The sequence below is a fragment of the Sinorhizobium mexicanum genome, assembly GCF_013488225.1.
Lineage (GTDB): Bacteria > Pseudomonadota > Alphaproteobacteria > Rhizobiales > Rhizobiaceae > Sinorhizobium > Sinorhizobium mexicanum.
Map to the genome: position 1 here is coordinate 397154 of NZ_CP041241.1, position 24017 is coordinate 421170.

The 24017-nt window shown below is 62.2% G+C and carries 17 protein-coding genes and 6 pseudogenes; 11 read left to right on the plus strand and 12 right to left on the minus strand.

Annotated elements, in window-relative coordinates:
* Nucleotides 1-12: 12 nt before the first annotated feature.
* Together FKV68_RS26020 and FKV68_RS26025 are read right to left on the minus strand one after the other, a co-directional pair.
* Entirely contained in the window at nt 13-303 is a 291-nt protein-coding gene (locus tag FKV68_RS26020; RefSeq protein ID WP_180943410.1) for a hypothetical protein, read from the minus strand.
* Between the two features lie 11 nt (nt 304-314).
* On the minus strand, nt 315-1847 hold the full coding sequence (locus tag FKV68_RS26025) for an acyl-CoA carboxylase subunit beta (protein ID WP_180943411.1): 1533 nt from the start codon (nt 1845-1847) through the stop codon (nt 315-317).
* A 157-nt stretch (nt 1848-2004) separates the two neighbouring features.
* On the opposite strand from FKV68_RS26025, the gene FKV68_RS26030 reads away from it, so the two are divergent.
* The 4 genes from FKV68_RS26030 to mmsB all read left to right on the plus strand — a co-directional run bounded on the left by FKV68_RS26030 (nt 2005) and on the right by mmsB (nt 6868).
* The gene (locus FKV68_RS26030) at nt 2005-3423 is read left to right on the plus strand and encodes a helix-turn-helix domain-containing protein (protein ID WP_180943412.1); all 1419 of its coding nucleotides are present in this window, start codon (nt 2005-2007) and stop codon (nt 3421-3423) included.
* Between the two features lie 286 nt (nt 3424-3709).
* Complete coding sequence (locus FKV68_RS26035; protein WP_180943413.1) at nt 3710-4852, plus strand: isobutyryl-CoA dehydrogenase; 1143 nt, start codon at nt 3710-3712, stop codon at nt 4850-4852.
* 12 nt (nt 4853-4864) lie between these two features.
* Nucleotides 4865-5926: an enoyl-CoA hydratase/isomerase family protein gene (locus tag FKV68_RS26040; protein ID WP_180943414.1), complete on the plus strand. Its 1062-nt coding sequence runs from the start codon at nt 4865-4867 to the stop codon at nt 5924-5926.
* A 45-nt stretch (nt 5927-5971) separates the two neighbouring features.
* Nucleotides 5972-6868: a 3-hydroxyisobutyrate dehydrogenase gene (mmsB, locus tag FKV68_RS26045; RefSeq protein ID WP_180943415.1), complete on the plus strand. Its 897-nt coding sequence runs from the start codon at nt 5972-5974 to the stop codon at nt 6866-6868.
* Between the two features lie 312 nt (nt 6869-7180).
* Here the strand turns inward: mmsB and FKV68_RS26050 are convergent, their stop codons facing one another.
* Together FKV68_RS26050 and FKV68_RS26055 are read right to left on the minus strand one after the other, a co-directional pair.
* Nucleotides 7181-7930: an SDR family oxidoreductase gene (locus tag FKV68_RS26050; protein ID WP_180943416.1), complete on the minus strand. Its 750-nt coding sequence runs from the start codon at nt 7928-7930 to the stop codon at nt 7181-7183.
* 264 nt (nt 7931-8194) lie between these two features.
* On the minus strand, nt 8195-8974 hold the full coding sequence (locus FKV68_RS26055; protein ID WP_180943417.1) for an ABC transporter substrate-binding protein: 780 nt from the start codon (nt 8972-8974) through the stop codon (nt 8195-8197).
* 266 nt (nt 8975-9240) lie between these two features.
* Here FKV68_RS26055 and FKV68_RS26060 point away from each other — a divergent pair, with 266 nt between their 5' ends.
* Nucleotides 9241-10080, plus strand: coding sequence for a fumarylacetoacetate hydrolase family protein (locus tag FKV68_RS26060; protein WP_180943418.1), 840 nt, complete (start codon nt 9241-9243; stop codon nt 10078-10080).
* Nucleotides 10081-10235: 155 nt separating this feature from the next.
* Here the strand turns inward: FKV68_RS26060 and FKV68_RS26065 are convergent, their stop codons facing one another.
* Nucleotides 10236-11150: a DMT family transporter gene (locus tag FKV68_RS26065; RefSeq protein WP_180943419.1), complete on the minus strand. Its 915-nt coding sequence runs from the start codon at nt 11148-11150 to the stop codon at nt 10236-10238.
* 318 nt (nt 11151-11468) lie between these two features.
* Nucleotides 11469-12923, minus strand: a complete 1455-nt coding sequence (glgA, locus tag FKV68_RS26070) for a glycogen synthase GlgA (protein WP_180943420.1) — start codon at nt 12921-12923, stop codon at nt 11469-11471.
* 488 nt (nt 12924-13411) lie between these two features.
* Between glgA and FKV68_RS26075 the strand changes: the two genes are divergently transcribed.
* Together FKV68_RS26075 and FKV68_RS26080 are read left to right on the plus strand one after the other, a co-directional pair.
* On the plus strand, nt 13412-13873 hold the full coding sequence (locus FKV68_RS26075) for a YbhB/YbcL family Raf kinase inhibitor-like protein (protein ID WP_180943421.1): 462 nt from the start codon (nt 13412-13414) through the stop codon (nt 13871-13873).
* Nucleotides 13874-13987: 114 nt separating this feature from the next.
* Complete coding sequence (locus FKV68_RS26080) at nt 13988-14251, plus strand: hypothetical protein (RefSeq protein ID WP_180943422.1); 264 nt, start codon at nt 13988-13990, stop codon at nt 14249-14251.
* Between the two features lie 376 nt (nt 14252-14627).
* Here the strand turns inward: FKV68_RS26080 and FKV68_RS26085 are convergent, their stop codons facing one another.
* The 4 genes and pseudogenes from FKV68_RS26085 to FKV68_RS26095 all read right to left on the minus strand — a co-directional run bounded on the left by FKV68_RS26085 (nt 14628) and on the right by FKV68_RS26095 (nt 17581).
* A complete protein-coding gene (locus FKV68_RS26085; protein ID WP_180943423.1) occupies nt 14628-14960 on the minus strand; it encodes a hypothetical protein in 333 nt (110 codons plus the stop codon).
* Nucleotides 14961-15147: 187 nt separating this feature from the next.
* Nucleotides 15148-16458, minus strand: coding sequence for a PQQ-dependent sugar dehydrogenase (locus FKV68_RS26090; protein WP_180943424.1), 1311 nt, complete (start codon nt 16456-16458; stop codon nt 15148-15150).
* 285 nt (nt 16459-16743) lie between these two features.
* Nucleotides 16744-16857: pseudogene (locus FKV68_RS33405) on the minus strand (ABC transporter permease); the annotation flags it as partial.
* A 42-nt stretch (nt 16858-16899) separates the two neighbouring features.
* Nucleotides 16900-17581: pseudogene (locus tag FKV68_RS26095) on the minus strand (TetR/AcrR family transcriptional regulator).
* A 105-nt stretch (nt 17582-17686) separates the two neighbouring features.
* Here FKV68_RS26095 and FKV68_RS26100 point away from each other — a divergent pair.
* The 4 genes and pseudogenes from FKV68_RS26100 (at nt 17687) to FKV68_RS26115 (ending at nt 22162) form a co-directional block, all read left to right on the plus strand.
* Nucleotides 17687-18897: pseudogene (locus FKV68_RS26100) on the plus strand (HlyD family secretion protein).
* Nucleotides 18898-18944: 47 nt separating this feature from the next.
* A complete protein-coding gene (locus tag FKV68_RS26105; protein ID WP_180943425.1) occupies nt 18945-20561 on the plus strand; it encodes a DHA2 family efflux MFS transporter permease subunit in 1617 nt (538 codons plus the stop codon).
* A gap of 49 nt (nt 20562-20610) precedes the next feature.
* Nucleotides 20611-21075, plus strand: coding sequence for a MaoC family dehydratase (locus FKV68_RS26110; protein ID WP_180943426.1), 465 nt, complete (start codon nt 20611-20613; stop codon nt 21073-21075).
* A gap of 327 nt (nt 21076-21402) precedes the next feature.
* A pseudogene (locus tag FKV68_RS26115) lies at nt 21403-22162 on the plus strand (alpha/beta hydrolase).
* Between the two features lie 219 nt (nt 22163-22381).
* Here FKV68_RS26115 and FKV68_RS26120 read toward each other — a convergent pair.
* Nucleotides 22382-23071, minus strand: a pseudogene (locus tag FKV68_RS26120) (DUF599 domain-containing protein); the annotation flags it as partial.
* Nucleotides 23072-23349: 278 nt separating this feature from the next.
* Nucleotides 23350-23685, minus strand: a pseudogene (locus FKV68_RS26125) (beta-ketoacyl synthase N-terminal-like domain-containing protein); the annotation flags it as partial.
* Nucleotides 23686-24017 lie beyond the last annotated feature (332 nt).

Here is a 24017-nt window from a genome sequence, read left to right on the forward strand (position 1 = left end):
CTTTCTGTCGCGTCAGCGCCTGAATTTTCGCCGATAGGGCAGAAGCGCAATGGAAGAGGCCGCAACCGCGCCGCCAAAGAGGAGAGCGAAAGGGGCAATCACCATGGCGGCTGCAAGCAGCGGGTTTGCGGAGCGTGCGATGTGGGTGCCGACCGCGCCGATATTGAGCCAGATCAGCGCGCCGGCAGCCGCTGCACCCACGAGCGCGCCGTAAAGTGCGTTCACTGCCATGTAGCGCAGCATCTGCCAGTGATCGCTGCGCGCCGCGTCGGGTGTCATAACGGGGTCCGGGTCCGGCTTCATCGCGTGCCTCGTCAGAGCGGGATCGTGTCGTGCTTGCGCCAGCGCGTTTCCGCCTGCTTGTTGCGGAGCGATGCGAAAGCGCGGGCGATACGGCGGCGCGACGAGTGCGGCATGATCACCTCGTCGATGAAGCCGCGTTCGGCGGCGACGAAGGGATTGGCGAAGCGTTCCTCGTATTCCTTCGTGCGAGCGGCGATCTTTTCCGGATCGCCGAGCTCCGAGCGGTAGAGGATTTCGGTCGCGCCCTTGGCGCCCATGACGGCGATCTCCGCCGTCGGCCAGGCATAGTTGACGTCGGCGCCGATGTGCTTGGAGGCCATGACGTCATAGGCGCCGCCATAGGCCTTGCGGGTAATGAGGGTCACCATCGGTACCGTTGCCTGGCTATAGGCGAAGAGCAGCTTGGCGCCATGCTTGATGACGCCGCCATATTCCTGGCTCGTGCCCGGCAGGAAGCCCGGCACGTCGACGAGCGTCAGGATCGGGATCGAGAAGGCGTCGCAGAAGCGGACGAAGCGGGCGGCCTTGCGCGAGGAATCGATGTCCAGGCAGCCGGCGAGCACCATCGGCTGGTTGGCGACCACACCGACAGTCTGGCCTTCTAGGCGAATGAAGCCGGTGATGATGTTGCGGGCAAAGCTCGCCTGGAGCTCGAAGAAGTCGCCTTCGTCGGCAAGCGCCACGATCAGTTCCTTCATGTCGTAAGGCTTGGCGGCGCTGTCGGGGATCAGGCTGTCAAGACGCATCTCGACGCGCGCCGGGTCGTCGTGAAACGGTCGGACCGGCGGTTTTTCGCGGTTGTTCAGCGGCAGGAAGTCGAAGAGCAGGCGCACGTGTTCGAGCGCCTCGACGTCATTTTCAAAGGCGCCGTCGGCGACCGAGGATTTCGTCGTATGGGTGCGGGCGCCGCCGAGCTCCTCCGCGGTGACGATCTCGTTCGTCACCGTCTTCACCACATCGGGGCCGGTGACGAACATGTAGGAGCTGTCGCGCACCATGAAGATGAAATCGGTCATCGCCGGCGAATAGACCGCGCCGCCGGCGCACGGCCCCATGATCACCGAGATCTGCGGGATGACGCCGGAGACTTCCGCATTGCGGCGGAAAACCTCCGCATAGCCGGCGAGCGAGGCAACGCCCTCCTGGATGCGCGCGCCGCCGGAATCGTTGAGGCCGATCACTGGCGCGCCGTTGCGGGCTGCCATGTCCATGATCTTGCAGATCTTTTCCGCATGGGTCTCGGAAAGCGAGCCGCCGAGCACGGTGAAATCCTGGGAAAAGACATAGACCTGCCGGCCGTTGATCGTGCCCCAGCCAGTGACGACGCCATCGCCGGCAATCTTCTGGTCGGCCATGCCGAAGTCGACGCAGCGATGCGTCACGTACATGTCGTATTCTTCGAAGGAGTCTTCGTCGAGCAGCACGTCGATGCGCTCGCGCGCCGTCAGCTTGCCCTTGCCGTGCTGGGTCTCGACGCGGCGCTCGCCGCCGCCGGCGCGCGCTTGTGCGCGGCGGGCCTCCACCTGTTCCAGTATGGCGCGCATGTGTCTCCTCCCGAATTCTTTCTCGCCGAGATTTTCTCGATTTTGCAGAGGCGTTCCTAGCTTCGCAATAGCGTCGAAGGTCGGATGGCAAAACGGCCGATCATGTGCGAATGTGGAATATAGAAATGTGTGAAACGTAAATTGCGAAGTTGCGAACATGGCGATCGGCAAACTCTATATCGGCCGCAAGGTCCGCGAACTGCGGGAAGCCAACCGGGCGACGCAGGGGCAGTTTGCCGAGCGCATCGGCATCTCGACGAGCTACCTCAACCAGATCGAAAACAACCAGCGGCCGGTTTCGGCGGCGGTGCTGCTCGCGCTCGCGGAGAAGTTCCAGATCGATATCGCGGAACTCTCGACGGGCGAGGGTGACAGGCTGCTGTCGGCCCTGTCGGAGGCGCTGAACGATCCGCTCTTCGAAACCTATTCGCCGAGCCTCCAGGAACTGAAGCTCGTTGCCCAGAACGCACCGGGTCTCGCGCATGCGCTGATCACCTGTCATCAGGCCTATCGCCGCAACAGCGAGCAGCTTGCCAGCATCGACGACACGATCGGCCGCGGCGCCTCCTTCGTCGAGACGACCCCTTACGAAGAGGTGCGCGACTTCTTTCATTTCGTCGACAACTATATCCACGAGATAGACGCGCTCGCCGAAACGCTCGCCGCCGATCTCGGTCTCGGCGAGGGGGACAATCATACCGCGCTCGCGGCGCACCTCGAGCAGCGCCATGGCGTGCGCGTCGTGCGCGGCATCGCCGGCGACGAGGCGATCCGCCGCTTCGATTCGCGCGCCCGCATCCTGACGCTGAACCCATACGCGCCGGCGCCGACGCGCGACTTTCAGCTTGCGCTGCAGATAGCCCAGTTCAATGCCCGCGAGGAGATCGACCGGGTCGTCGGCAGTGCGGGCTTCCGCACCGAGGAAGCCTACGAAATCTGCCGGCTCGGCTTGCAGAATTATTTCGCCGGCGCACTGATCCTGCCGTACCAGTCCTTCCTCAAGGCGGCGCGCGAACTGCGGCACGATATCGAACTGCTCGCCGCCCGTTTCGGAGCTTCGCTGGAGCAGGTCTGCCATCGGCTCTCGACCCTGCAGCGCCCCGGTCAGAAAGGGATTCCGATCTTCTTCGCGCGCATCGACCGGGCTGGAAACATCACCAAGCGCCACAGCGCCGCCAAGCTGCAATTCGCCCGCTTCGGGGCGGCCTGTCCGCTCTGGAACGTGCATCAGGCATTCGAGACACCAGGGCGGATCATCCGCCAGCTCGCCGAAACGCCGGATGGCGTGCGCTATCTCTGTCTTGCCACCCAGATCACCAAAGGTGGGGGCGGTTACCGCGCCAACCATCCGCGCTATGCCTTGGCGCTCGGCTGCGAAATCTCCTATGCCGACGCCTTCGTTTATGCCGACGACATGGACCTCGGCAACCGCACCGCCTTCGATCCGATCGGCATCTCCTGCCGCATCTGCGAGCGCACCAAATGCGCCAGCCGCGCGGTGCCGCCGCTGAAGCGCAAGCTGATCGTCGACCATGACATGCGCGGCTCTCTGCCGTATCGTCTAAGCGAGAGTTAAGCCTGCTCTCGCTACAGCGACGTTTGCCCGTCCGATAAGACGCGCGACGCTGTAGGATTTAAGGAGACATGCAGTCGTTCTGTTCGTTTTTGAACAGACTCTGTGTGAATTTGCGTCTGTGCCTGTGCGAAATTTGGTGTAACTACAGCGCCGCGCGTCTTCTCAGACGCGCAAAGGTCGCTGTAGCACTTTGAGTGCTGCATGTTTTTATCCATAAATCGCCTTCGATTTATGGAAACATGCAGTGCGCCACATTGTCAGTATGCGGGTCAGGGAGGACATGCATATGGATTTTCGCCTGTCAGAGGAGCAGGAAGCCATCCGCGCGATGGCGCTCGATTTTGCCCGTGACGAACTCGCGCCCAACGCGATCGATTGGGACCAGCGGAAGCATTTTCCGGTGGACAAGCTGCGGGCGGCCGCCGCGCTCGGCATGGCCGGCATCTATGTCCGTGACGACGTTGGCGGCACGGGTCTCACCCGTCTCGACGCGGCGATGATCATCGAGGCGCTGGCGACCGGCTGCCCGGCGATCGCCTCCTTCGTCTCGATCCACAACATGTGCGCCGGCATGATCGACCGCTATGGTACCGACGAACAGCGCCAACGGCTGCTGCCGCAACTCCTCACCATGGAAACGTTGGCGAGCTATTGCCTGACCGAACCGGGCTCCGGCTCGGACGCGGCGGCCCTGAAGACCAGGGCGGTGCGCGAAGGCGACAGCTACGTGCTGACCGGTCAGAAGCAATTCATCTCCGGCGCCGGCGAATCCGGCCTCTACATTGTCATGGCCCGCACCGGCGACGAGGGGCCGAAGGGCATTTCGGCGTTTGTCGTCGAAAAGGAGGCGCCGGGTCTGACTTTTGGCGCCAACGAGAAAAAGATGGGGTGGCATGCCCAGCCGACCCGCGCGGTGATGCTGGACAATGTCCGCGTCCCGGCTGCGAACCGGCTGGGTGCGGAGGGCGAGGGTTTCCGGATCGCCATGGCCGGACTCGACGGTGGCCGGCTGAACATCGCCGCCGCCTCGCTCGGCGGTGCGCAGGCTGCCTTCGACAAGGCGCTCGCCTATGTCCAGGAGCGGCGCGCTTTTGGCAAGGCGATCGGCGAGTTCCAAGCGTTGCAGTTCCGTCTGGCGGACATGGCAACCGATCTCGAGATTGCCCGCACCTTCCTCCGGCGGGCGGCCGCCGCGCTCGATGCTGGGGATCCGGAAGCGACCAAGCTTTGCGCCATGGCCAAGCGCTTCGTCACCGACCGCTGCTTCGCGGTCGCCAACGATGCGCTGCAACTCCACGGCGGCTACGGCTATCTCGCCGATTACGGCGTCGAGAAGATTGTCCGCGACCTGCGGGTGCACCAGATACTCGAGGGCACCAACGAGATCATGCGGCTGATCGTCTCCCGCGCGATCATGGGACGGAAATAGGAAGGATATTTCATGGAGATGCACACCGCTCAACCGGAGGTCATCGTCGCGCGCCAGGGCGCGGTCGGCAGGCTCCGGCTCAATCGGCCGCGTGCGCTGAACAGCCTGAACCTGCCGATGATCCGCATGATCGACGCGGCCCTGACCGAGTTCGAGCGCGACCCGGCGGTCGCCGCCGTGCTTGTCACCGGCGACGGCGAACGTGGGCTTTGCGCCGGCGGCGACATCCGCATGATCTACGAGAGCGGCCGCGAACGGCCGGAGGAAGGGGCGCAATTCTGGCGCGAGGAATTCATCGTCAACAGCCGAATTTCTGCCTATTCCAAGCCTTATATCGCCCTCATGGACGGCATCGTCATGGGCGGTGGGGTCGGTGTTTCCGCTCATGGCAGCCATCGGATCGTAACGGAGAGGACGCGGCTTGCCATGCCGGAGACGGGAATCGGCTATTTCACCGATGTCGGCGCAACCTGGCTTCTGCCGCGCGCCCCCGGTGAGTTCGGCACCTATATCGGGCTGACCGGCCGCGACATCGGCGCGGCGAATGCGATCCACGCACGGCTCGCCGACAGTTTTGTTTCGACTGATAGGATCGGCGACCTGATCGCCGCGTTCGCTGCGCTTCCGGCTTCGGCGAAGGCGGAGGATATTTCCGCCGCGATCCGCAGTGTTTCCAGCGAGCCGCCCGAGTCGCCGTTGCACGACCATTTTTCGCTGATCGACCGCTGCTTTGCCTTCGACACCGTCGAGGAAGTCTTGGACGCGCTGGAACGGGACGGCTCGGATTTCGCGCGCGAGACGCTGCAAATGCTTCGTACGCGCTCCGCGATCAGCCTGAAATTGACACTATCGCTGTTGCGGGCGGGACGCGCGAGCGCCACGCTCAACGAATGCCTGGAGCGGGAATATGCCGCGACAATCGGCATGCTCTCCAATCCGGATTTCTACGAAGGCGTGCGGGCTGCGGTGATCGACAAGGACCGCAATCCGAAATGGTCGGTCGGGCTCGGGGAGGTGACCCCGCAGGTGTTCGCCCGGTTCAAGAAACACGACGGTCCGCCGCTCTTTGGGTGAAGACAGCCGTCGAACGAAAACGTGCAGGTGCAGGAGGAGAGGCAAATGACGAAGATCGCCTTTATCGGGCTTGGCAACATGGGCGGCCCGATGGCCGCCAATCTGGTGAAGGCGGGTCACGCCGTCACCGGCTTCGACCTGTCGGAAGCGTCCCGCAACGCCGCGGCGAAGACCGGCGTTTCGGTCGCCGGCTCGATCGCACAAGCCGTGCGCGAGGCGGAGTGCGTCATCACCATGCTGCCGGCCAGCGCACATGTCCTTTATGTCTGGGACGAACTGCTCGGTTTCGTCGATCCGGGTACGCTCATCATCGACAGCTCGACGATCGATGTCGAAAGCGCGCGCAAGGTGCATGGCTTTGCCGACAAGGCCGGCTGCCCCTCGCTCGACGCGCCGGTTTCCGGCGGCACGGCGGGAGCCGCGGCCGGCACGCTGACCTTCATGGTCGGCGGCAGTGACGGGGCGTTTTCCCGCGGCAAGCATCTGCTCGAGGCAATGGGCAAGAAGATCGTCCACTGCGGCGATGTCGGCGCCGGCCAGGCGGCGAAGATCTGCAACAACATGATCCTCGGCATTTCGATGGCCGGTGTTTGCGAGGCTTTCGTGCTCGCCGAGCGGCTGGGCCTGTCGCATCAGGCGCTCTTCGACGTCGCCTCCACCTCTTCGGGCCAATGCTGGTCGCTGACGACCTATTGCCCGGTTCCCGGCCCGGTGCCGGCCTCGCCGGCGAACAACGATTACAAGCCTGGCTTCACCGCCAGCCTGATGCTGAAGGACCTGAAGCTGTCGCAACAGGCCGCGAGCGCCAGCGGCGCGGCGACCCCGATGGGGGCGCAAGCGGCGCAGCTCTACAGCCTGTTCGAAAAACTCGGCCACGGCGGCGAGGATTTCTCCGCCTTGATCCGCATGCTGCGCGGCAACGAGGAGGTTAAGGCGGGATAGCAGGCGCTCGCGCATCGGGGGACGGGAACCGAATCGGCCGCTGATACCCGCCTCTGCCCTGCCGGGCATCTCCCCCACAAGGGGGGAGATTGGCAAGCAGCAACCTCTCGTTCAAGCAATTGCCCTTAAGCAGTTGGGCTTTGTGGCTCCGATGTCTGCAAGCCCACTGTCGGGACCATGCCTCGGCTGATCTCCCTCCTTGTGGGGGAGATGCCCGGCAGGGCAGAGGGGGGTGCGGTCCTCAGCAGATGCAGATGTTGCTTCGTGATACCTCGTGGTCACCGATCCGGTTCGTCTTGCTCGCGCCGGCCGTCACATCTGCACGGTCATGCCGCCATCAACGGTGAGGGTGATGCCGTTGACGAAGCTTGCCGCTGGTGAGGCGAGGAAGACGGCGGCCGGGGCGATCTCTTCCGGTCGTCCCCAGCGCTTCAATGGTATGCGCACGTCGACGAATGCCTTGAGTGCCGGATCGGCTGCGAGGTGTGCATTGGTCTCGGTCGCGAACCAGCCCGGCGCAATGGCGTTGACGGTCAGGTTGTCGGCGCCGAGTTCGACGGCGAGCGACCGCGTCAGCGCTGAAAGCCCGCCTTTGGCCGCGGTATAGGCGGGATCGCCGGGGCGTGCCGCGAAAGCTGCGATCGATGTGACGAAGATCAGCCGGCCGGCGGCGGACTGTCTAAGATAGGGCAATGCCGCCTTCGCCATGGCGTAAGCTGCCGTGAGATCGGTATTGAGGAGTGCCGCGAACTCGTATGGTTCCATCGCTTCCGTATTGCGGCGATCCCGCTCACCGACAGCGTGTATCAATATATCGAGCGCCCCGGTCTTGGCCGTGGCATCCACCAGAATGGCTTCGACATCGCGCGTAATGTCGCCCGGCGCCACCGCGACGGCGATGCCGTCATCGGCAAGCCGGGCTCTCGTCTGCTCGAGGGTGTCGACATTGCGGCCGTTGATCACGGTCCAGGCGCCGGCTCGCGCGAGGGCCTTCGCCATTTCAAGGCCGAGCCCGCGCCCGCCGCCGGTCACCAGTGCGGTCTTGCCGTTGAGATCAAACATGGCTTCCTCGTTCGTCGCTACTGCATGTTGCCTTAAATCGTAGCCGGGATAAAAACATGTAGCAATTCAAAGTGCTACAGCGTGCTTTGCACGCGTGATAAGACGCGCGGCGCTCCAGATCGTTCGCAGAGATTTATCGCAGCGTCGGCCATCGGCAAGCGTCAGCGATCGTGGCGCCAGCCGCTCCCGGCCTGCTGCAAATGGAAAAGCCGGCCCCCGCGGCTGCGGCGACCGGCCTACCAACTGGGGCAGCCTGCCGGCTGATTATTTCATCGTATAGACGTCGATGGTGAAGTACTTGTCGTTGATCTTCTGATAGGTGCCGTCGGCGCGGATTTCTTCGAGCGCCTTGTTCAGCTTTTCGCGCAGGTCATTGTCCTCCTGCCGCACCGCAATGCCGACTCCATCGCCGACGAACTTCTTATCGGTGATCGGTTCGCCGATAAGCTCGCAGCAACCCTTGCCGTCGTCGTTCTTGGTGACCCAATCGAGCATCGGCAGCATGTCGCCGACCTGCAGGTCGAGGCGGCCGTTGACCATGTCGAGATTGGCCTCGTCCTGCGTCGGGTAGAGCTTGATCTCCGCATCCGGGTAGACGGCGGCAATATAGTCGGCCTGGGTCGTGCCGGACTGGGCGCCGATCACCTTGCCCTTGAGCGCCTCATTCGTGAACTCGGTGAGCCCCGCGCCCTTCGGGGCCACATGGGTCATTGCAGCAAGATAGTACGGGTTGCTGAACGCCACCTGCTTCTTGCGTTCCTCGGTGATGAACATCGAAGCGATGATCATGTCGTATTTCTTGGCGAGCAGGCCCGGAATGATGCCGTCCCAATCCTGGGCGACGACCTCGCATTCGACCTTCATGCGCTCGCAAAGCGCAAGGCCGATTTCGACGTCGAAGCCGCCGACCTTTCCGGTCGAATCGACGAAATTGAAGGGCGGATAGGCGCCCTCGGTGCCGATCTTCAGTTTCTCGGCTGCCTGCGCGGTCGATGAGAGCAGTCCGGCGCAGATGAGCGCCAATGTCAGAATCCTGTTTTTCATTGTCCGTTCCCCTTGGATTTTGCCCCTTTGCCGGAGCTTCTGCCGAACTCTAGGGTCATATGCAGCATAAGCGAAATAGATAGAGGCGATAACCAATATTATTCCAATTTATCTGATGACCACCCGTTTGGGAGCAGGAAGAGGGCTGACCACCGCCATCGACAGTCTCAGCGGTTTTCGTGCCAAGGTGGCGGAAACGGCTTTACATCGGCGACACTGTTTGATTTGTCAGACGCAGCGATTTTTGGTGATTTAGGAGGTGCGGAATGAAGCTGTTGCGTTATGGGCCGGAAGGGGCCGAGAAGCCGGGCGTGCTTGACGGCGCGGGCAGGATTCGCGATCTCTCCGGTGTCATCGCCGACATCGGCGGCGCGGCGATCGTGGATTTTGGCTGGGCGAGCGGGCTCGATATCGAAAGCCTGCCGGTCGTCGAGGGCGCGCCACGGCTTGGCGCCTGCGTTGCCGGAACGGGCAAGTTCGTCTGCATCGGTCTCAATTATGCGGATCATGCCGCAGAGTCCGGTCTGGAGGTTCCGCCCGAGCCGGTCGTGTTCATGAAGGCGACCTCGGCGATCGTCGGTGCGAACGACAATGTGATCATTCCGCGCGGTTCGGTGGCCACCGACTGGGAAGTCGAGCTCGGTGTGGTTATCGGCCAGACCGCGAAATACGTGTCCGAAGCGGAAGCGCTCGACCACGTCGCCGGCTATTGCGTCGTCAACGACGTCTCGGAGCGCGATTTCCAGGCGAGGCGCTCCGGCCAGTGGACCAAGGGAAAATCCTGCGACTCCTTCGGTCCCATCGGTCCATGGCTGGTGACCCGCGACGAGATCGGCAATCCGCAAAACCTGAAGATGTGGCTGACCGTCAACGGCGAGACGAAGCAGGACGGTTCCAGCGAAACCATGGTCTACGGCGTCTCCTATCTCGTTAGCTACCTCTCGCAGTTCATGACCCTGCATCCGGGCGATGTCATCTCGACCGGCACCCCTCCCGGCGTCGGCATGGGCTTCAAGCCGCCGCAATATCTGAAGGCCGGCGACGTGATCGAGCTCGGCATCGAAGGTCTCGGCACGCAGAAGCAGAAGGTTGTTGCCGACGACTGAACCAGACCTACAGCGCCGCGCGTCTTATCAGGCGCGCAAAGGTCGCTGTGGCACTTTGAATTGCTGCATGTCTTTGTCCTTAAATCGACGTCGATTTAAGGAGACATGCAGTAGGAGCGCCTCCAAAAGCTTGGCAAGAGGCGCTCCGGCCGGCTTCAGGCCTTCAACCGCCCTTGTCGCTTGAGCTGCTGCTCGCGGAAGAAGATGAAGAGGCCGGAGGCGACGATGAGGCCGGCGCCGAGGATCATCGACAGGCGCGGCGCGTCGCCGAAGATCAGCCAGCCGAAAACGATCGCCCAGAAGAGCAGTGTATATTGCAACGGCGCGATCGTCGCGGTTTCGGCGAGCTTCAACGCCCTGTTGACGAAGACGTGCGCGAGCATGGCGACGACGCCAAGCAGGCCCAGTAGCGCCGTGTCGAGCGGTTTCAGCGGTGTCCAGTCCAGGGGCGCCCAGACGAGGCCGGCGACCGCCGCTCCGACGATCTGCCAAAAGGCCAGTATCGTATCCGGCGTACCACGCAGAGAGCGTCCGGAAATCATCATGAAGGCGAAGAACATACTGCCGAGGAGCGAGATCAGCGCCGGCAAGGTGAAGGCTTCAGAGGATGGCTCGAGCGCGATGACGACGCCAACGAAGCCGATGGCGATCGCGGTCCAACGCCGCCAGCCGACGTGTTCCTTGAGGACCAGCGGCGAGACGGCCGCGACGTAGATCGGTGCTGCCAGCCAGTAGGTCATGACGTCGGCGAGCGGCAGATAGACCACGGCGAAATAGAAGGCGACGACCTCTGCCGTCGAGGCGACAACGCGAGCAAGCTGCAGCCATGGCCGTTCGACCGCAACAAGCTTCCGCCATCCGCCGGCCCAGAGGAAGGGTGCGAGCAGGAGGACGGCAGCCAGACTGCGGATCAGCACCACCTGCCCGACCGAATAGGTCGCGACCAGCCATTTGCCCATCACGTCGTTCAGCGAGAACATCAGCATGCCGAGAAGCATAAGCAGAACGCCGGTGCGGGCGGTGCCGGAGGCGTGAGAGAGGGGGGAGGGAGTAGCAGTCTCTGCGGTCATGGCTCGGGCCTTTGTCTACAGCGCCGGATCTAATCAGACGCGCCAAGGACGCTGTAGCATTTTGCGTTGCTGCATCTTTTTGTCCCTAAATCGACTACGACTAAGGAAGCATGCAGTGGGACCCAGCCATTGGCACATTCCTGCGGCGCGATCCATGCTCCCTTTCTGATCAACTCATCAGCGTTGCGAATGGGAGCCGCGGATCACGGCGGCCGATTGGGTCATTTCATTGTCTCATTGAAACAGTGAAATGACCTTGCTCTTCGAAAGGAAGCAATTCCGGGAGGGAGACAGTTGCACAGTTTTGCTGGAGTTGCCTTATCCCGCCAAGCGTATATCGGGGGTCAGCACCTTGCCGTAGAGCTCCGCATATTGGGCGGCGCTGCGGTGCCAGGAGCAATCCGTCCTCATCCCCTGTCTGCGCAGGCTTTCCCAGACGCGCCGGCGCCTGAAAAGCCTGAAGGCGCGGCGTAGGGCGAGCCTCAATTCGTTCGTGTCGACGGGAGAAAACTGTATGCCAGTCGCCACTTGCGCATGTAGCGCGGCATCGTTGGCGTCAATGATCGTCTCCGACAATCCGCCTGTGCGGGCGACGATGGGCACGCAGCCATAGCGCAAGGCGTAGAGCTGTGTCAGACCGCACGGTTCGAAGCGCGAGGGAACGAGCATCGCGTCAGCTCCGGCGTGAATCTGATGGGCGAGTCGCTCATCGTAGCCGATCTCGACGCTGACGCTGTGCGGGAAGCGCCGCGCGACCTCGATGAAGGCATCCTCGATCGCGGCGTCGCCCTGTCCATGCACGATCAGCTTGCCGCCGCCTTTGACGATCTCGTCGACCACATCTGCCAGGAGATCCATGCCCTTCTGCCAGGTCAGCCTGTTGACCGCTGCGAAAACCGGTCCGGATGTGTTCGACAGGCCGAAAAGATCGAGCAGCTTCTGCCTGTTCGGCAAACGGCGCAACGGCGCGCGGGTCGAGAAGTGATGTTCGATATTCGGGTCGGAGGAGGGGTTCCATACCTCGGTGTCGATGCCATTGACGATGCCGGTAACGTCATCATGGCGCGCATTCATCACACCCTCGAGGCCCATGCCGAAAGTCGGCGACATGATCTCACGCGCGTAGGTGGGACTGACCACGGTGATGGCGTCGGCCGCCTGCAGTCCACCCTTCAGATAGCCGAGGTCGCCATAATATTCGAGGCCCTCGATCGAATAGGCTCCGTCCGGCAGTCCCAGTTCGGTGAAGCGAAGAGCGGGAAACTGACCCTGGAAGGCGAGGTTGTGAACGGTCAAGACACGGGGGATACCGGCGTTGGACGAGAACTTGAGGTAGACCAGGCTCAGCGCCGGATGCCAGTCGTGGGCATGGATGATATCTGGCCGCCAGTCCCCCACGCCGTGCTCGGCGACCTGCGCGGCGACGAAAGAAAAGGCCGCGAAACGCTTCCAATTGTCCGGGTAGTCCTTGCCGTGATTGTCGGTGTAGGGACCGCCCTGCCGGTCAAAGAAGCCGGGCGCGTCGAGCACCAGCAGGTCCAGACCGTCGGTCTGTCCTGCGAGAAGCGTGGCACCTTCGCCGAACAGGTGATCATAGTGTGTGATCGGTGACACCCCCGTGAGTGCCCGCATGACGCTCGGGTAGCCCGGAACCAGGGAGCGCGTATGGATGCCGTGGGCCGCCAGCGCCTTTGGCAACGAGCCGGCGACATCGGCCAGCCCGCCGGTCTTTACCAGTGGGAAAATCTCAGCCGTGACGGACAGAATGTTCATCGCGTTTTTCCGGAGATCATGTCATTGCCGGGGAGGTGAAGCGCAGCCGCAGTCTGCTCCTTTCAACACAATGAAGCCATCAAAGTTCCGCCACGTATTGAGAATTTCGCAAGCCAAATGCGCAGGCTAAAACAAGGCAACCCGATGGGCGGATTCGGGTCCCCCGAGACATCGTCGGGAGGCACCGGAAGGGGGGTGCCCTTGCACGTGATCGGGCGGCGGCAAGGCGAAGGCGGGGTGCTCTCTTTGGCACGGTTGCGTGTGGCGGGAAATTTTATTGGCGACGTGGAACATTCCTTCGGGAATAATGTTTGATGAGTGGATCGCATGGAGCGCGTTCTCTGACCCAAACTTTGGAGGCTCCTCGGCGGTCTCTCCTATGCTGGTTCGTCTTATGAGCCTCGTCTCGACGAGGCTCCTTTTTTCGACAGTGTCCGAGGTGGGCGGCGCCATAGCCTTTCGCTGCGAAGCAAGAAAGGAACACGTGGATGACCTTCAGCTTGATCAGTCCCGCATTCGTCGATGGGCAACTCATCCCGCAGAAATATACTCGTCTGGGCGAGAACCTCTTCCCGCCGCTGAAGTGGACAGGCACACCCGAGGGAACGCAGAGCTTCGCTCTCATCGTCGAGGATCCCGACGCGACGCGAGGCATGTTTCGTCATTGCGCGATCATCAACATTCCCGGCAGTTGGACGGAACTGCCGCAAGCCGTCGACACCGGACCGGAACACAGCATCAAGTTCATCAGGAACGATTTCGGCAATGCGCGCTACGACGGGCCGCAGCCACCGGCCGGCACTGGCGTGCATCACTATTGGTTCCGCCTGGCGGCGCTTGATGCCGCCAGTCTTTCGATTCCGGAAGACGTTGGCGCAGAGGAAGCCTGGAAGAGGGTGCGTAAACACCTGGTCGAGGAAGCCGCGATCGTCGGCACGTTCGGGCAATAAGACGGCAGGATCGCAGGCCGGCGTCTGTGTCCGGCCGCAGCGCACGCTGCATTCGGAACAATCACCGGCGCGATGGATTAGAGGTGCAAACAAGCCACAGCGGGACAGCTTCCAATGAGCGCTTCAAGCACCACGATCGACCACGACACTATCCGCAACTGGGCCGAATCCCGTAACGGACGGCCGGCACGCGTCAAAGGCGCAACCGACGGCGGCCTCCTGCGCATTGATTTCGGCCCTCCGGAGGACACGCTGGAGAAAATCTCATGGGATGAGTTCTTCGAGATTTTCGAAAAGAACAACCTGGCCTTTCTCCACCAGGACCTGACCGAAGACGGCCAGACCAGTCGCTTCTGCAAATTCATCCACCGCCATTGAAGGCGTAGCCCCTGCCGTTGTCAGCTGAAACCCGGCCAGCGGACGCACGCCACCATGGAACCGTCGCGGCATCAGACAGTTTCTCCCTTTCAGAAGGAAGGAATTGCCGATGCCTATCAGCAAGGCGAAGGATGCTGACAAGCTCAAGACTGACAAGCTCAAGGTTCGGCGACGTCCAGAGCCCGTCGCAGATCGAGGGAACAGGCCCGAAGAAACGAGCAGGAAGCGGTGGGTGCGCGGCGATGAGGAAAACCTCCGGGATCGAGAGTCTCTTTTTTGGCGTGGCATCTGGATGACCGTGTTCTAGGCACGCACAAAAACTCCCTGCCGGATCGTGTCAACGATCCGGGCGCAGTACCGGCATGCAACCGGTTGCCTACTCGACAGCCAGCAACCGTTCGATCTCTTGCAGACGCGATCTCAGACGCTGGATCTCGTCCCGTTTCTCCGCAACCACGTCCTTCGCCGTTTCCAGCCTGTCGGCGCCCGGAACGGTTCCGACTGCCGTGTGGGCCTCTGTCGCGATCGCGTCGATTTCGGTTTCGAGCTCGGCAATGCGCCCGCGCAACTCATCGAGCTGGCGCCGGACGCTTCCACCGGGATTGTTGCGAGAGCCCGCGCCCAAGGCATCGATCGGTTCGTCGACGCCGGGATGGTCGAGCGGGCGGGCATGGATCGCACGCGATCCTTGATTTCCGCGTTTGGTCATTGGCTTGATCTCCCGTAGGGCACAAAACTCCTGACCACCGCGTATGTTCCGCAGGGATTTTCGAGGGCGGGCAGAAACGCGTCGGACAATTTCATGATGGCTTGCCCAGCGCTCCTGTAGTCGTCATGGGCCACAGCACTCTACGGTGGCGTGCAACGCCATGTCCAGGCACGGCACCGTTGCGCGTTCAGCCGCACTCCGCCTCGCCCGTCACACGCCAGATCACATCGCCGACATCGTCCGCCACTAACAGCGAGCCGTCTGGGCCGATGGTAACTCCAACCGGCCGTCCATAGGACGCCCGCTCGTCGGGCGAAAGGAAACCGGTCAAAATGTCGCGCGGCTGCCCGGCCGGAGATCCATTCACGAAGGGCACGAAGACAACCTTGTAGCCGCGCAACGTGCTGCGGTTCCAGGAACCATGCTGACCGATGACCATGCCGTCCGGAAAGCCAGGCAGAGTGCCTGCGGGAAGCCAGCAAAGGCCGAGCGATGCGGTGTGTCCGCCCAATGCATAGTCCGGTGTTATGGCCGTTGCGACCATCGCCGGATCCTGTGGCACCCGGCCGTCCACGATCTGGTCCCAGTAGCAATAGGGCCACCCATAAAAGCCGCCGTCGCGCACCGATGTCAGATAGTCGGGAGGTGTCTCGTCGCCCAGCCCATCGCGCTCATTAACCACGGTCCAGAGCGCGCCTGTCATTGGCTCCCACGCCATGCCCACCGGATTGCGCAGACCGGAGGCAAATATTCGGTGTTCACCACTCTCGAGGTCAAACTCATGGATAGCGGCTCGTCCTTCCTCTGCCGCCATGCCGTGCTCGGCTATGTTGCTGAGCGAACCGACGCCGATGAAAAGCTTTCGTCCATCGCGACTCGCAAGCAGGCTTCGCGTCCAATGTCCGCCGGCCTTGAAATCAGTCAGCTTTCGCCCTGCCGCGCTGATACGCGTGTCGCCCGTTTTATACGGGAACGCGACCACCCCATCTGTGTTGCCGACGTACAGCGTATCGCCCAGCAACGCCATGCCGAACGGCTGATTGAGCCCATCGAGAAGTACCGCACGTATTTCGGCCACGCCGTCACCATCCGCATCACGCAACAGCGTGATGCGGTTCGGACTGGCGCCCACTGCGGCGGCGCGCTTCATTGTGCTGAACATGGCGTAGTCGAAGGCAGATTTAATGCCTCCCGGCTCGCTGAGTGCCTCAGCGACCAGTACGTCGCCATTCGGCAGCACGTGAATCCAACGGGGATGTTTGAGTCCGGCCGCGAATGCGTTCACCTTGAGCCCGGCCGCCGCAGTCGGCTTCTGCTCCGTGCTCCATCCCTTGGCGGTCGGCATCTTCAGTGTCGGAATGCCCTGCGGCTTGGCTCTCGGGATTTTCGGGGCGCTGCCATAGGCCGGTTCCAGAGAATCACCGTCCTGACGCCGCAAAAGGATTGCTAAGGCGCCGATCAGTGCGACCAGTCGACCGAAAATATCTGCCAGCCCCATGTGTCCTCCTAACGTTCATGCGCACGCTATCCCAAGCACTCGCGGGTTGGTATCCTCAAACTGCATTGTTTTGTGGACACATTTGTCGGATTCGAGAGAGCACTACTTCCGGCGTATGCCAGCGGTAGTGCTGCGGAGTTGCGGCGTGCAGCCCACACCTTGACCGCTTCGGGCCGAAACCGGACGCGGGCCTGCAATAAGTGACGTGGGAAGCTCGAGGCCCTCATCCAGGCCCCAAGCCGCTTCGTGGCCTTTCACTTTCTGGAATTCCGCCCGCTTTTGCAGTCACTGAATGGTGGCAAGGAACAGTGTGGAGACGATGATCAAAACCGTTGCCACCGCGGCGATCGTCGCGCTGAGCGTCTCGCGCACCCCACTCCACATCTGGCGGGGCAGCGTGGGAACGGCGCCCCGCCATGAGGGGAAGCCATGGGAGCGACGCTATGAAGTCTCGCGTTCAGCCATTGAAGCTTTACCACGTCGCGTCCGGCATCCTTCCAGGAAGAGGCGTGCGCAATATCTTGCCCGCTTGGCAATCTCGGCGCGATCCGGCGGGTCGCGAAGGCCCAGCATGACGGCACGCTGCGGTTCCATGATCATCATGCCTCTGAGCATTCCCATGGCCACCGACGGCTCATCGATCTCCATTTCTCCGCGGTCAAGCTGCCGCTTCAACCACGCATCCATGGTTTCGGTCGTACGGCGGATGGCGAGTTCGGAGAATGCCGCGGCGATCTCCGGAAAGCGATCGCATTCCGCAAAAACGAGCCGAAGACTCAAGATGGTGTCCTTGTCGAGGGTCAGGGTTCCGTAGGTGACGAGCATGTGCTCGAGGGCTTGCTCCAGTGGAAGCGTGTCGAGGTGTTCTTCGTCCAATTCCAGGATGAAGCGCGAAATCCGCTCTGAAATGACGCTTCCGAACAACTCTGCCTTGGTCGGGATCAAACGATACATGGTTTTGGTCGAGACCCCCGCGCGCTCCGCCACGCACACCATGCTGGCGCCGGCATAGCCTTTGGCGTGAAATTCCTGACGAGCGGCGGCGATGACGAGTTGCCGCGTCTCCTCATCCGGCCGGATGTCGCCCGCGTGGGCGCTTTGCGACTTTAGCATTATGGACCATGATCGTTTTCCAAATTCCATTGACATCCGCAATCTTCCTGCATATTTTAGAAAATGTCAATTTTCCTAAGTTTTCGCCGCCCGCCTAACGGGGATGGAACCGGACATGAACCAGCACAAGCCAGTCATCACCATCGAGAATGCATTGCCCGCCACGGAGGCCGCGCCGGCCCTGGAGATGCCGCGGGAACTTCCCGCTACCGTCCCCGCGTCGGTTGCGACACTGCCGAACACGCCGCGTAGGCGGCTGCTGAGAAGCCTGCTCGTTGCCTCGGCGGCCATTGCTGTCCTGGTGGGCGGAGCTGAGTTCGGCTGGCAGTACTGGACGACCGGTCGCTTCGAGGTATCTACGGACGACGCCTACGTGAAGGCCGACAGCACGACGATTGCGCCGAAGATCTCCGGTTACATCGCTACGGTGCTGGTGGGTGACAACGAGCGGGTGAGGGCGGGGCAGATCCTCGCCCGCATCGACGATCGCGACTTCAACGTCGCCCTCGAGCAAGTCAAGGCAGAGGTTGAGGCGGCCAAGGCCAACATCGCCAACAAGCAGTCGGCTCTCGTCGCCCAGCAATCCGCCATTGACGCGGCGAGGGCCACGGTCGATGCCGACAAGGCCGACCACGCGTTCGCCGAACAGGACGACAAGCGCTACACCGAGCTTGCGAAGCAGGGCTTCGGCACCGTCCAGAACGCGCAGCAGGCCGCCTCCCGAATCGCCGCCGCGCGGGCGGCTGTGACGCGCGATACCGCAGCGCTCGCCAATGCGACCAAGCAGCTCGACGTGATCAAGGCCGAGCTCGCTCAAGCGCAAGCGGCGCTCGATAAGGCCAAGGCAGCCGAAGATCAGGCTGAGTTGAACCTCTCCTACACCGCGCTCGTCGCGCCCATCGACGGCGTGATCGGCAATCGCACTTGCGTGTCGGTCAATACGTCCAGGCGGGCACGCAGCTCATGGCGGTCGTGCCGACCGATGCCGCCTATATCGTCGCCAATTACAAGGAAACCCAGCTCACCGACGTCCGCCCTGGACAGACGGTGGAAATCGAGGTGGACATGTTCCCCGGCCACGTCTTCAAGGGGCATGTCGACAGCATCTCGCCGGCGAGCGGCCAGGAGTTCGCGCTGTTGCCGCCGGATAACGCCACTGGAAACTTCACGAAGGTGGTGCAGCGCATCCCGGTGAAGATCGTGCTCGATCACGAGAACCCGGTCTCGGTGGTGCTGCGGCCGGGCATGTCCGTCTACCCGACCATCGATACCAAAGCCGCTGCGACTGAAGTCGCTTCTGCTTCAGGATCAGGAAGCATCAACTGAGGGCGGTCAAACCCATCTAACCAGCCACGACGTGGCAGGAGGGTGCAATGTCCATCACGACGCAAACCGTTTCGCCCGGCTCTCCCGGAGTCGCGGCAGCGACGCCGCTGTCCCAAAGGGCGGGCACCACCGCCTGGATCGCGGTGCTCGCGGGATTGATCGGCGCGTTCATGGCGATCCTTAATATCCAGATCACGAACGCCTCGCTGCTCGATATCGAGGGCGGGATCGGTACCGGCGTCGACAACGGCGCCTGGATATCGACCTCCTATCTGATCGGCGAAATCGTCGTGATCCCGCTTACCGACTACCTGAGCCGTGTCTTTTCCTTCCGGCGCTACATGCTGGCGAATGCCGTCCTGTTTCCTGTTTTCTCCGCCGCCTGCGCCTTCGCGCATGATCTCGGCTCGATGATCGCGCTGCGCGGCCTGCAGGGCTTCGCCGGCGGCGTGCTCATCCCCATGGCCTTCACCATGGTGCTGACGAAGCTGCCAAAGGCGCAGCAACCGTTTGGCCTGGCGCTGTTCGCGTTGTCGGTCACCTTCGCGCCGGCGATCGGCCCGACCATTGGCGGCTACCTCACCGAGAACTATGGCTGGCAGTCCATCTTCTTCGTCAATACGCCGCCCAGCATCGTGATGGTCGTCGCGCTGTACTTGACGCTCGAGAAGAAGCCTATGCAGCTGTCGCTGCTCAAGCATGGCGACTGGGCCGGCATCATCACCATGGCGATAGGGCTTTCGGCGTTGCAAACCGTGCTCGAAGAGGGCAACAAGGATGATTGGTTCCAGTCGCCGTTCATCGTCAAGCTCGCCTTGACAGCGGCCGCGTTCCTGATCGCCTTCGTCGTCATCGAGCTCACGGTCGAGAAGCCACTGGTCCAACTGCGCCTTCTCAAGCAGCGCAACTTCGGCGTGGGCGTTCTCGTCAACGTGCTGGTTGGCGTCGCACTGTTCGGCACCGTATACATCCTGCCCCAATACCTCGGCCAGGTGCAGCGCTATAATGCCGAGCAGATCGGGTTCGTGCTCGCATGGACGGGCTTGCCCCAGCTCCTTATCATTCCGCTCGTGCCCTTGTTGATGAAGCGATTTGATGCACGCTACATCGGCTTCGTGGGCATCAGCATCTTCGCGGCAAGCTGCTTCATGAACATTACCCTGTCGCTCGACAGCGCCGGGGACCAGTTCTTCCTGCCCAACATCGTGCGGGCCGTAGGTCAAGCCTTGGTATTGACGCCGATCACGGTGATTACGACAGCCGGCATTGCGCCGAGCGAGGCGGCCGCTGCCTCGGGTCTGTCGAACATGCTGCGCAATCTTGGTGGTGCGGTTGGCACGGCCACCCTCGCGACGGTGTTGACCAAGCGTGAGCAGTTTCATTCGAACATCATCGGCCAGTCCGTCACGATCTACCGCGATGAGGTGCGCGACAGGATCGACCACCTGACGCAATATTTCATGACGCATGGCGTCGCCGACGCCGCTGTCGCGCAACACAAGGCGATCGCCGCGATCGGCGCAACGGTGCGCCGCCAGGCTCTCATACTCGGGTTCAGCGACACCTTCGCCGTGATTGGTACGGTCCTCGCGCTCGCCGCCATCACGCTGCTCTTTACCCGAAGGATCCAGGTCGGCGGCGGTGGCGCGGGCGGAGCCCACTGATCGATCGATCGTCGCCCGCCGAGACGAGACACTATGAAGGAGGCAAGCCATGAACAATTCCGTGCGTGACCGTCTCTATCTGGATGACCTATACGTCGGACAGCGCTTCACAAGCGCCAGCCACCTGGTTGACGAAGCGCAGATCAAGGCATTCGCGGCGCAATTCGACCCGCAGCCGTTTCACACCGATGAGGAGGGGGCGAAGGAAACCCTTTTCAAGGGCCTGGCGGCAAGCGGATGGCACACTGCTGCCATTACAATGCGTCTAAACGTCGAGACTGGCTTGCCCTTGGCGGGCGGGCTCGTCGGAGCGGGAGGAGAGCTCAATTGGCCGGCCCCGACGCGTCCCGGCGATATATTGCATGTGGAAAGCGAGGTGGTCGAGGTCATGCCGTCGCGCTCGAAGCCTGATCGAGGCATTGCAACCATCCTGAGCCGCACGATCAACCAGCGTGGTGAGACAGTCCAGATTCTCAAGGCCAAGCTCGTCGTTCCACGCGCGCCAGGCAGGTAGAAGTGACCTTCGGCCGCCAAGTTCCGAAAGGGCCCGGCTAGCAGGGACTGGCCAGTCGTCGGCGCAGCGGTTGCCGCCTCGATGGCTTCCTAAGGGAGGTGATTTCTACACTGCGGTACATTTCGCTGCGAGACTGGACACATCGAGGATGAGCGACGGTGGCTAGACTGCGCGAATGACCCGTCTGAAGCGACGCGACGGCAAGTTCTTGTAGTCGCCAAGCCGGAGGGGTCCTCTCAATCACAGTGTCGAGCCTCGCAACAGGCCCGCGCCAACGGAGTCCTTCCAAGGCAAACCCCGCTAACATGAAGAAGAAGGAATGAAAGAGTGACGCGCCGAATTACTTCTACCTTAGTGCTTGCGCTTGCCACCAGCGTGACCGCCTTCGCGGTCCAGGCGGCGGACATCAGGAACATCGTCATCGTTCACGGGGCCTTCGCCGACGGCTCCGGCTGGCGGCAGGCCACCGAAATCCTCGAGCGCCGCGGCTTCCACGTAACGATCGTCCAAGAGCCCCTGACGTCGTTGGCCGACGACATCGCCGCTACAAACCGTGTGCTGGAGTTGCAGGACGGTCCGACGCTGCTCGTGGGACACAGCTACGGCGGCATGGTCATTACCGAAGCGGGCCACAATTCGAAGGTCGAAGGCCTTGTTTACGTGGCAGCTTTCCAGCCAGACAAGGGAGAAAACCTGGCTGCCCTCGCCGGCTCGAAACCGCCGGCCGGAAGGAACATCAAGGGAAACCGCAGACGGCAAGTATCTCTACCTCGACCCCGCCGCGTTTTCGACAGACTTCGCCGCGGACGTACCGAAGGCCGATGCCGCCTTCCTGGCGAAATCGCAAGTTTTCGCTGCCAAGGAGGCCCTGACGACGAAAGCCGGAGATCCCGCTTGGCGCACGAAGAAAAGCTGGTCGATCGTGGCGACCGAGGATCGTGCCATCAATCCCGACCTTGAGCGATGGATGGCAAAGCGGGCCGGCAGTCGGGTGACCGAGATCAAGGCAAGTCACGCGATCTTCGCTTCCCAACCGGAAAAGGTGGCCGACGCTATCGACATGGCGGCCAAGGAAGCCGGCAAATAGAGCTGGCATGCGGCAGCCCCGCGTGAGCGGTGGCTGCCGTGGTGCACATCTGGGGCAGATGGCAACCCGTGGGCAGGCGCCTGCCGTGCAGTTGTGGGAGCCGGGATCACGCGACCCCGGCGCCAACGCATTCGGAAGCCGCTATTGCTCCTCTCGTATAAGCGAACGGATTGTTGCCTTCGTCCCTTCCTCGGCTACTGGTGCCGCCGCCGCCTTCTCGTCGAGCAATTTCCGGACAGCCGTCACGCCTTTCGCCGTATCGGACCAACTGTGCCTCCATAGCAGCAATCCCACGGAGCACGCGGTTGCAACGATGAAGGCAATCGGGCCCAGGAACCAGACGGCAGCGGCAATGGTGAAGTAATAGGAGCGAACACCTTGGCTGAACGACCGGATTGCCGGATTGACGACGAGAGACAAGGCGTGTGTCCAGGCGGTGATGTCCCGGTCTTCCTCCCTTGATGGGCTCGCCCCGATCGCTGCGAGGCAATAGTTGATCTGCCTGACCGACCAGATGAAATCCGACAGCCCGCGCAGCAGGGTCGCCATGACGAGCAACACTTTGCACTGGAACAGCCATATCGGTTCGATAGGAGCGAATTTCGCAATGATGCCTGCTTCGACGCCGGCGCTGGGTTCCATGAAAAGCGCGCTGCTCATGGCGACGATAACGATGAGATTGGCGGACCCGAAGAACGACGCGGAGTTGATCGTGTGACCAAGAATGGCGGCGTCGCCGATGAAATTGGTGTCTCGCGTCAGGACCTCGCGCATCCACGCCTCCCTGATGCGCACCATGTCGAGCATCAGGCTGTCCTTTCGGCGCGGCCAGCCGACTGCCATCAGCGGCTCCAATCCGATCCATGTTGTCAGAAACAGGACAATCGCAATCCAATCCAGCACCTGCATCGCCTGCCTCCCCGTGTCCGCTTGCAGTAGAAGCCGGTACGACAGACACGTCAACGGCGAACCGACGGGAATGAACACTCTGACGGAAACCGAAAGGGAGCCGCCGAAACGGCCACCGGCAGCGGCCGCCAACCGCGGATGCGGGGAGATTTTACCGGCCTGACCCTCAGCTGTGCCGGCCGCCCAGGCAAATGAAAACCACCAGGATGGAAGCGCCTCGTTTCCGATCAGCCAGCCCACCGGCGGAACAGAACGCTGGCGTTTACGCCGCCGAAACCAAAGCCATTGGAAATGGCGTAGGCACCGCCGAGGCTGACGCTGTTGATGCAAGCTTCCGTCCCACCACAGATGGCAATGTCCGCCTCGTTTGCCCGGATAAGCCGCGCGGCATCGCCGATCGCCTGGACGCCGGCAGCGCAGGCCGTCACCGGCGCGCCGATCGGTCCTTTGAAACCGTGGCGTATCGAGACCTGCCCAGCGGCGAGATTCATGAGAAACGAAGAGACCGTGAAGAGCGAGAGCCGGCGCACGCCGCACTGATCCGCCGTGCGCACGGCCTCTGAAATAGCCGGAAATCCGCCGATGCCGGACGCAATCACGGTGGCGGTAAAGAGATGGCCGGGGAATCCTTCAACCGGATTGCGGGCGACGCCGAAGACGTCGTGCCCCGGATTTGCGAGGGGTTCGCCAAGGCGAGGCCGATGCCCTTGCTCGCACCGGTGATAAGAAAACGTCTCTTCATCGCATGTCCTCTGGCTCCGGACGCCCGGTGTAGTCGGGGTTCGGAGATATTCGTCTGTCAGGTCCAAGGCGACGATGGTTCGTGGTGAGACAATCCCGATCCGAGGCGTGGGTCGGCAATGAGCTAGAAGCAGAGATTTGCCGGCGCATTCATGCAGAGGCTGCCTGCAGTGCCCGCCAAACGCGGGCACCGATGTTCAATTCG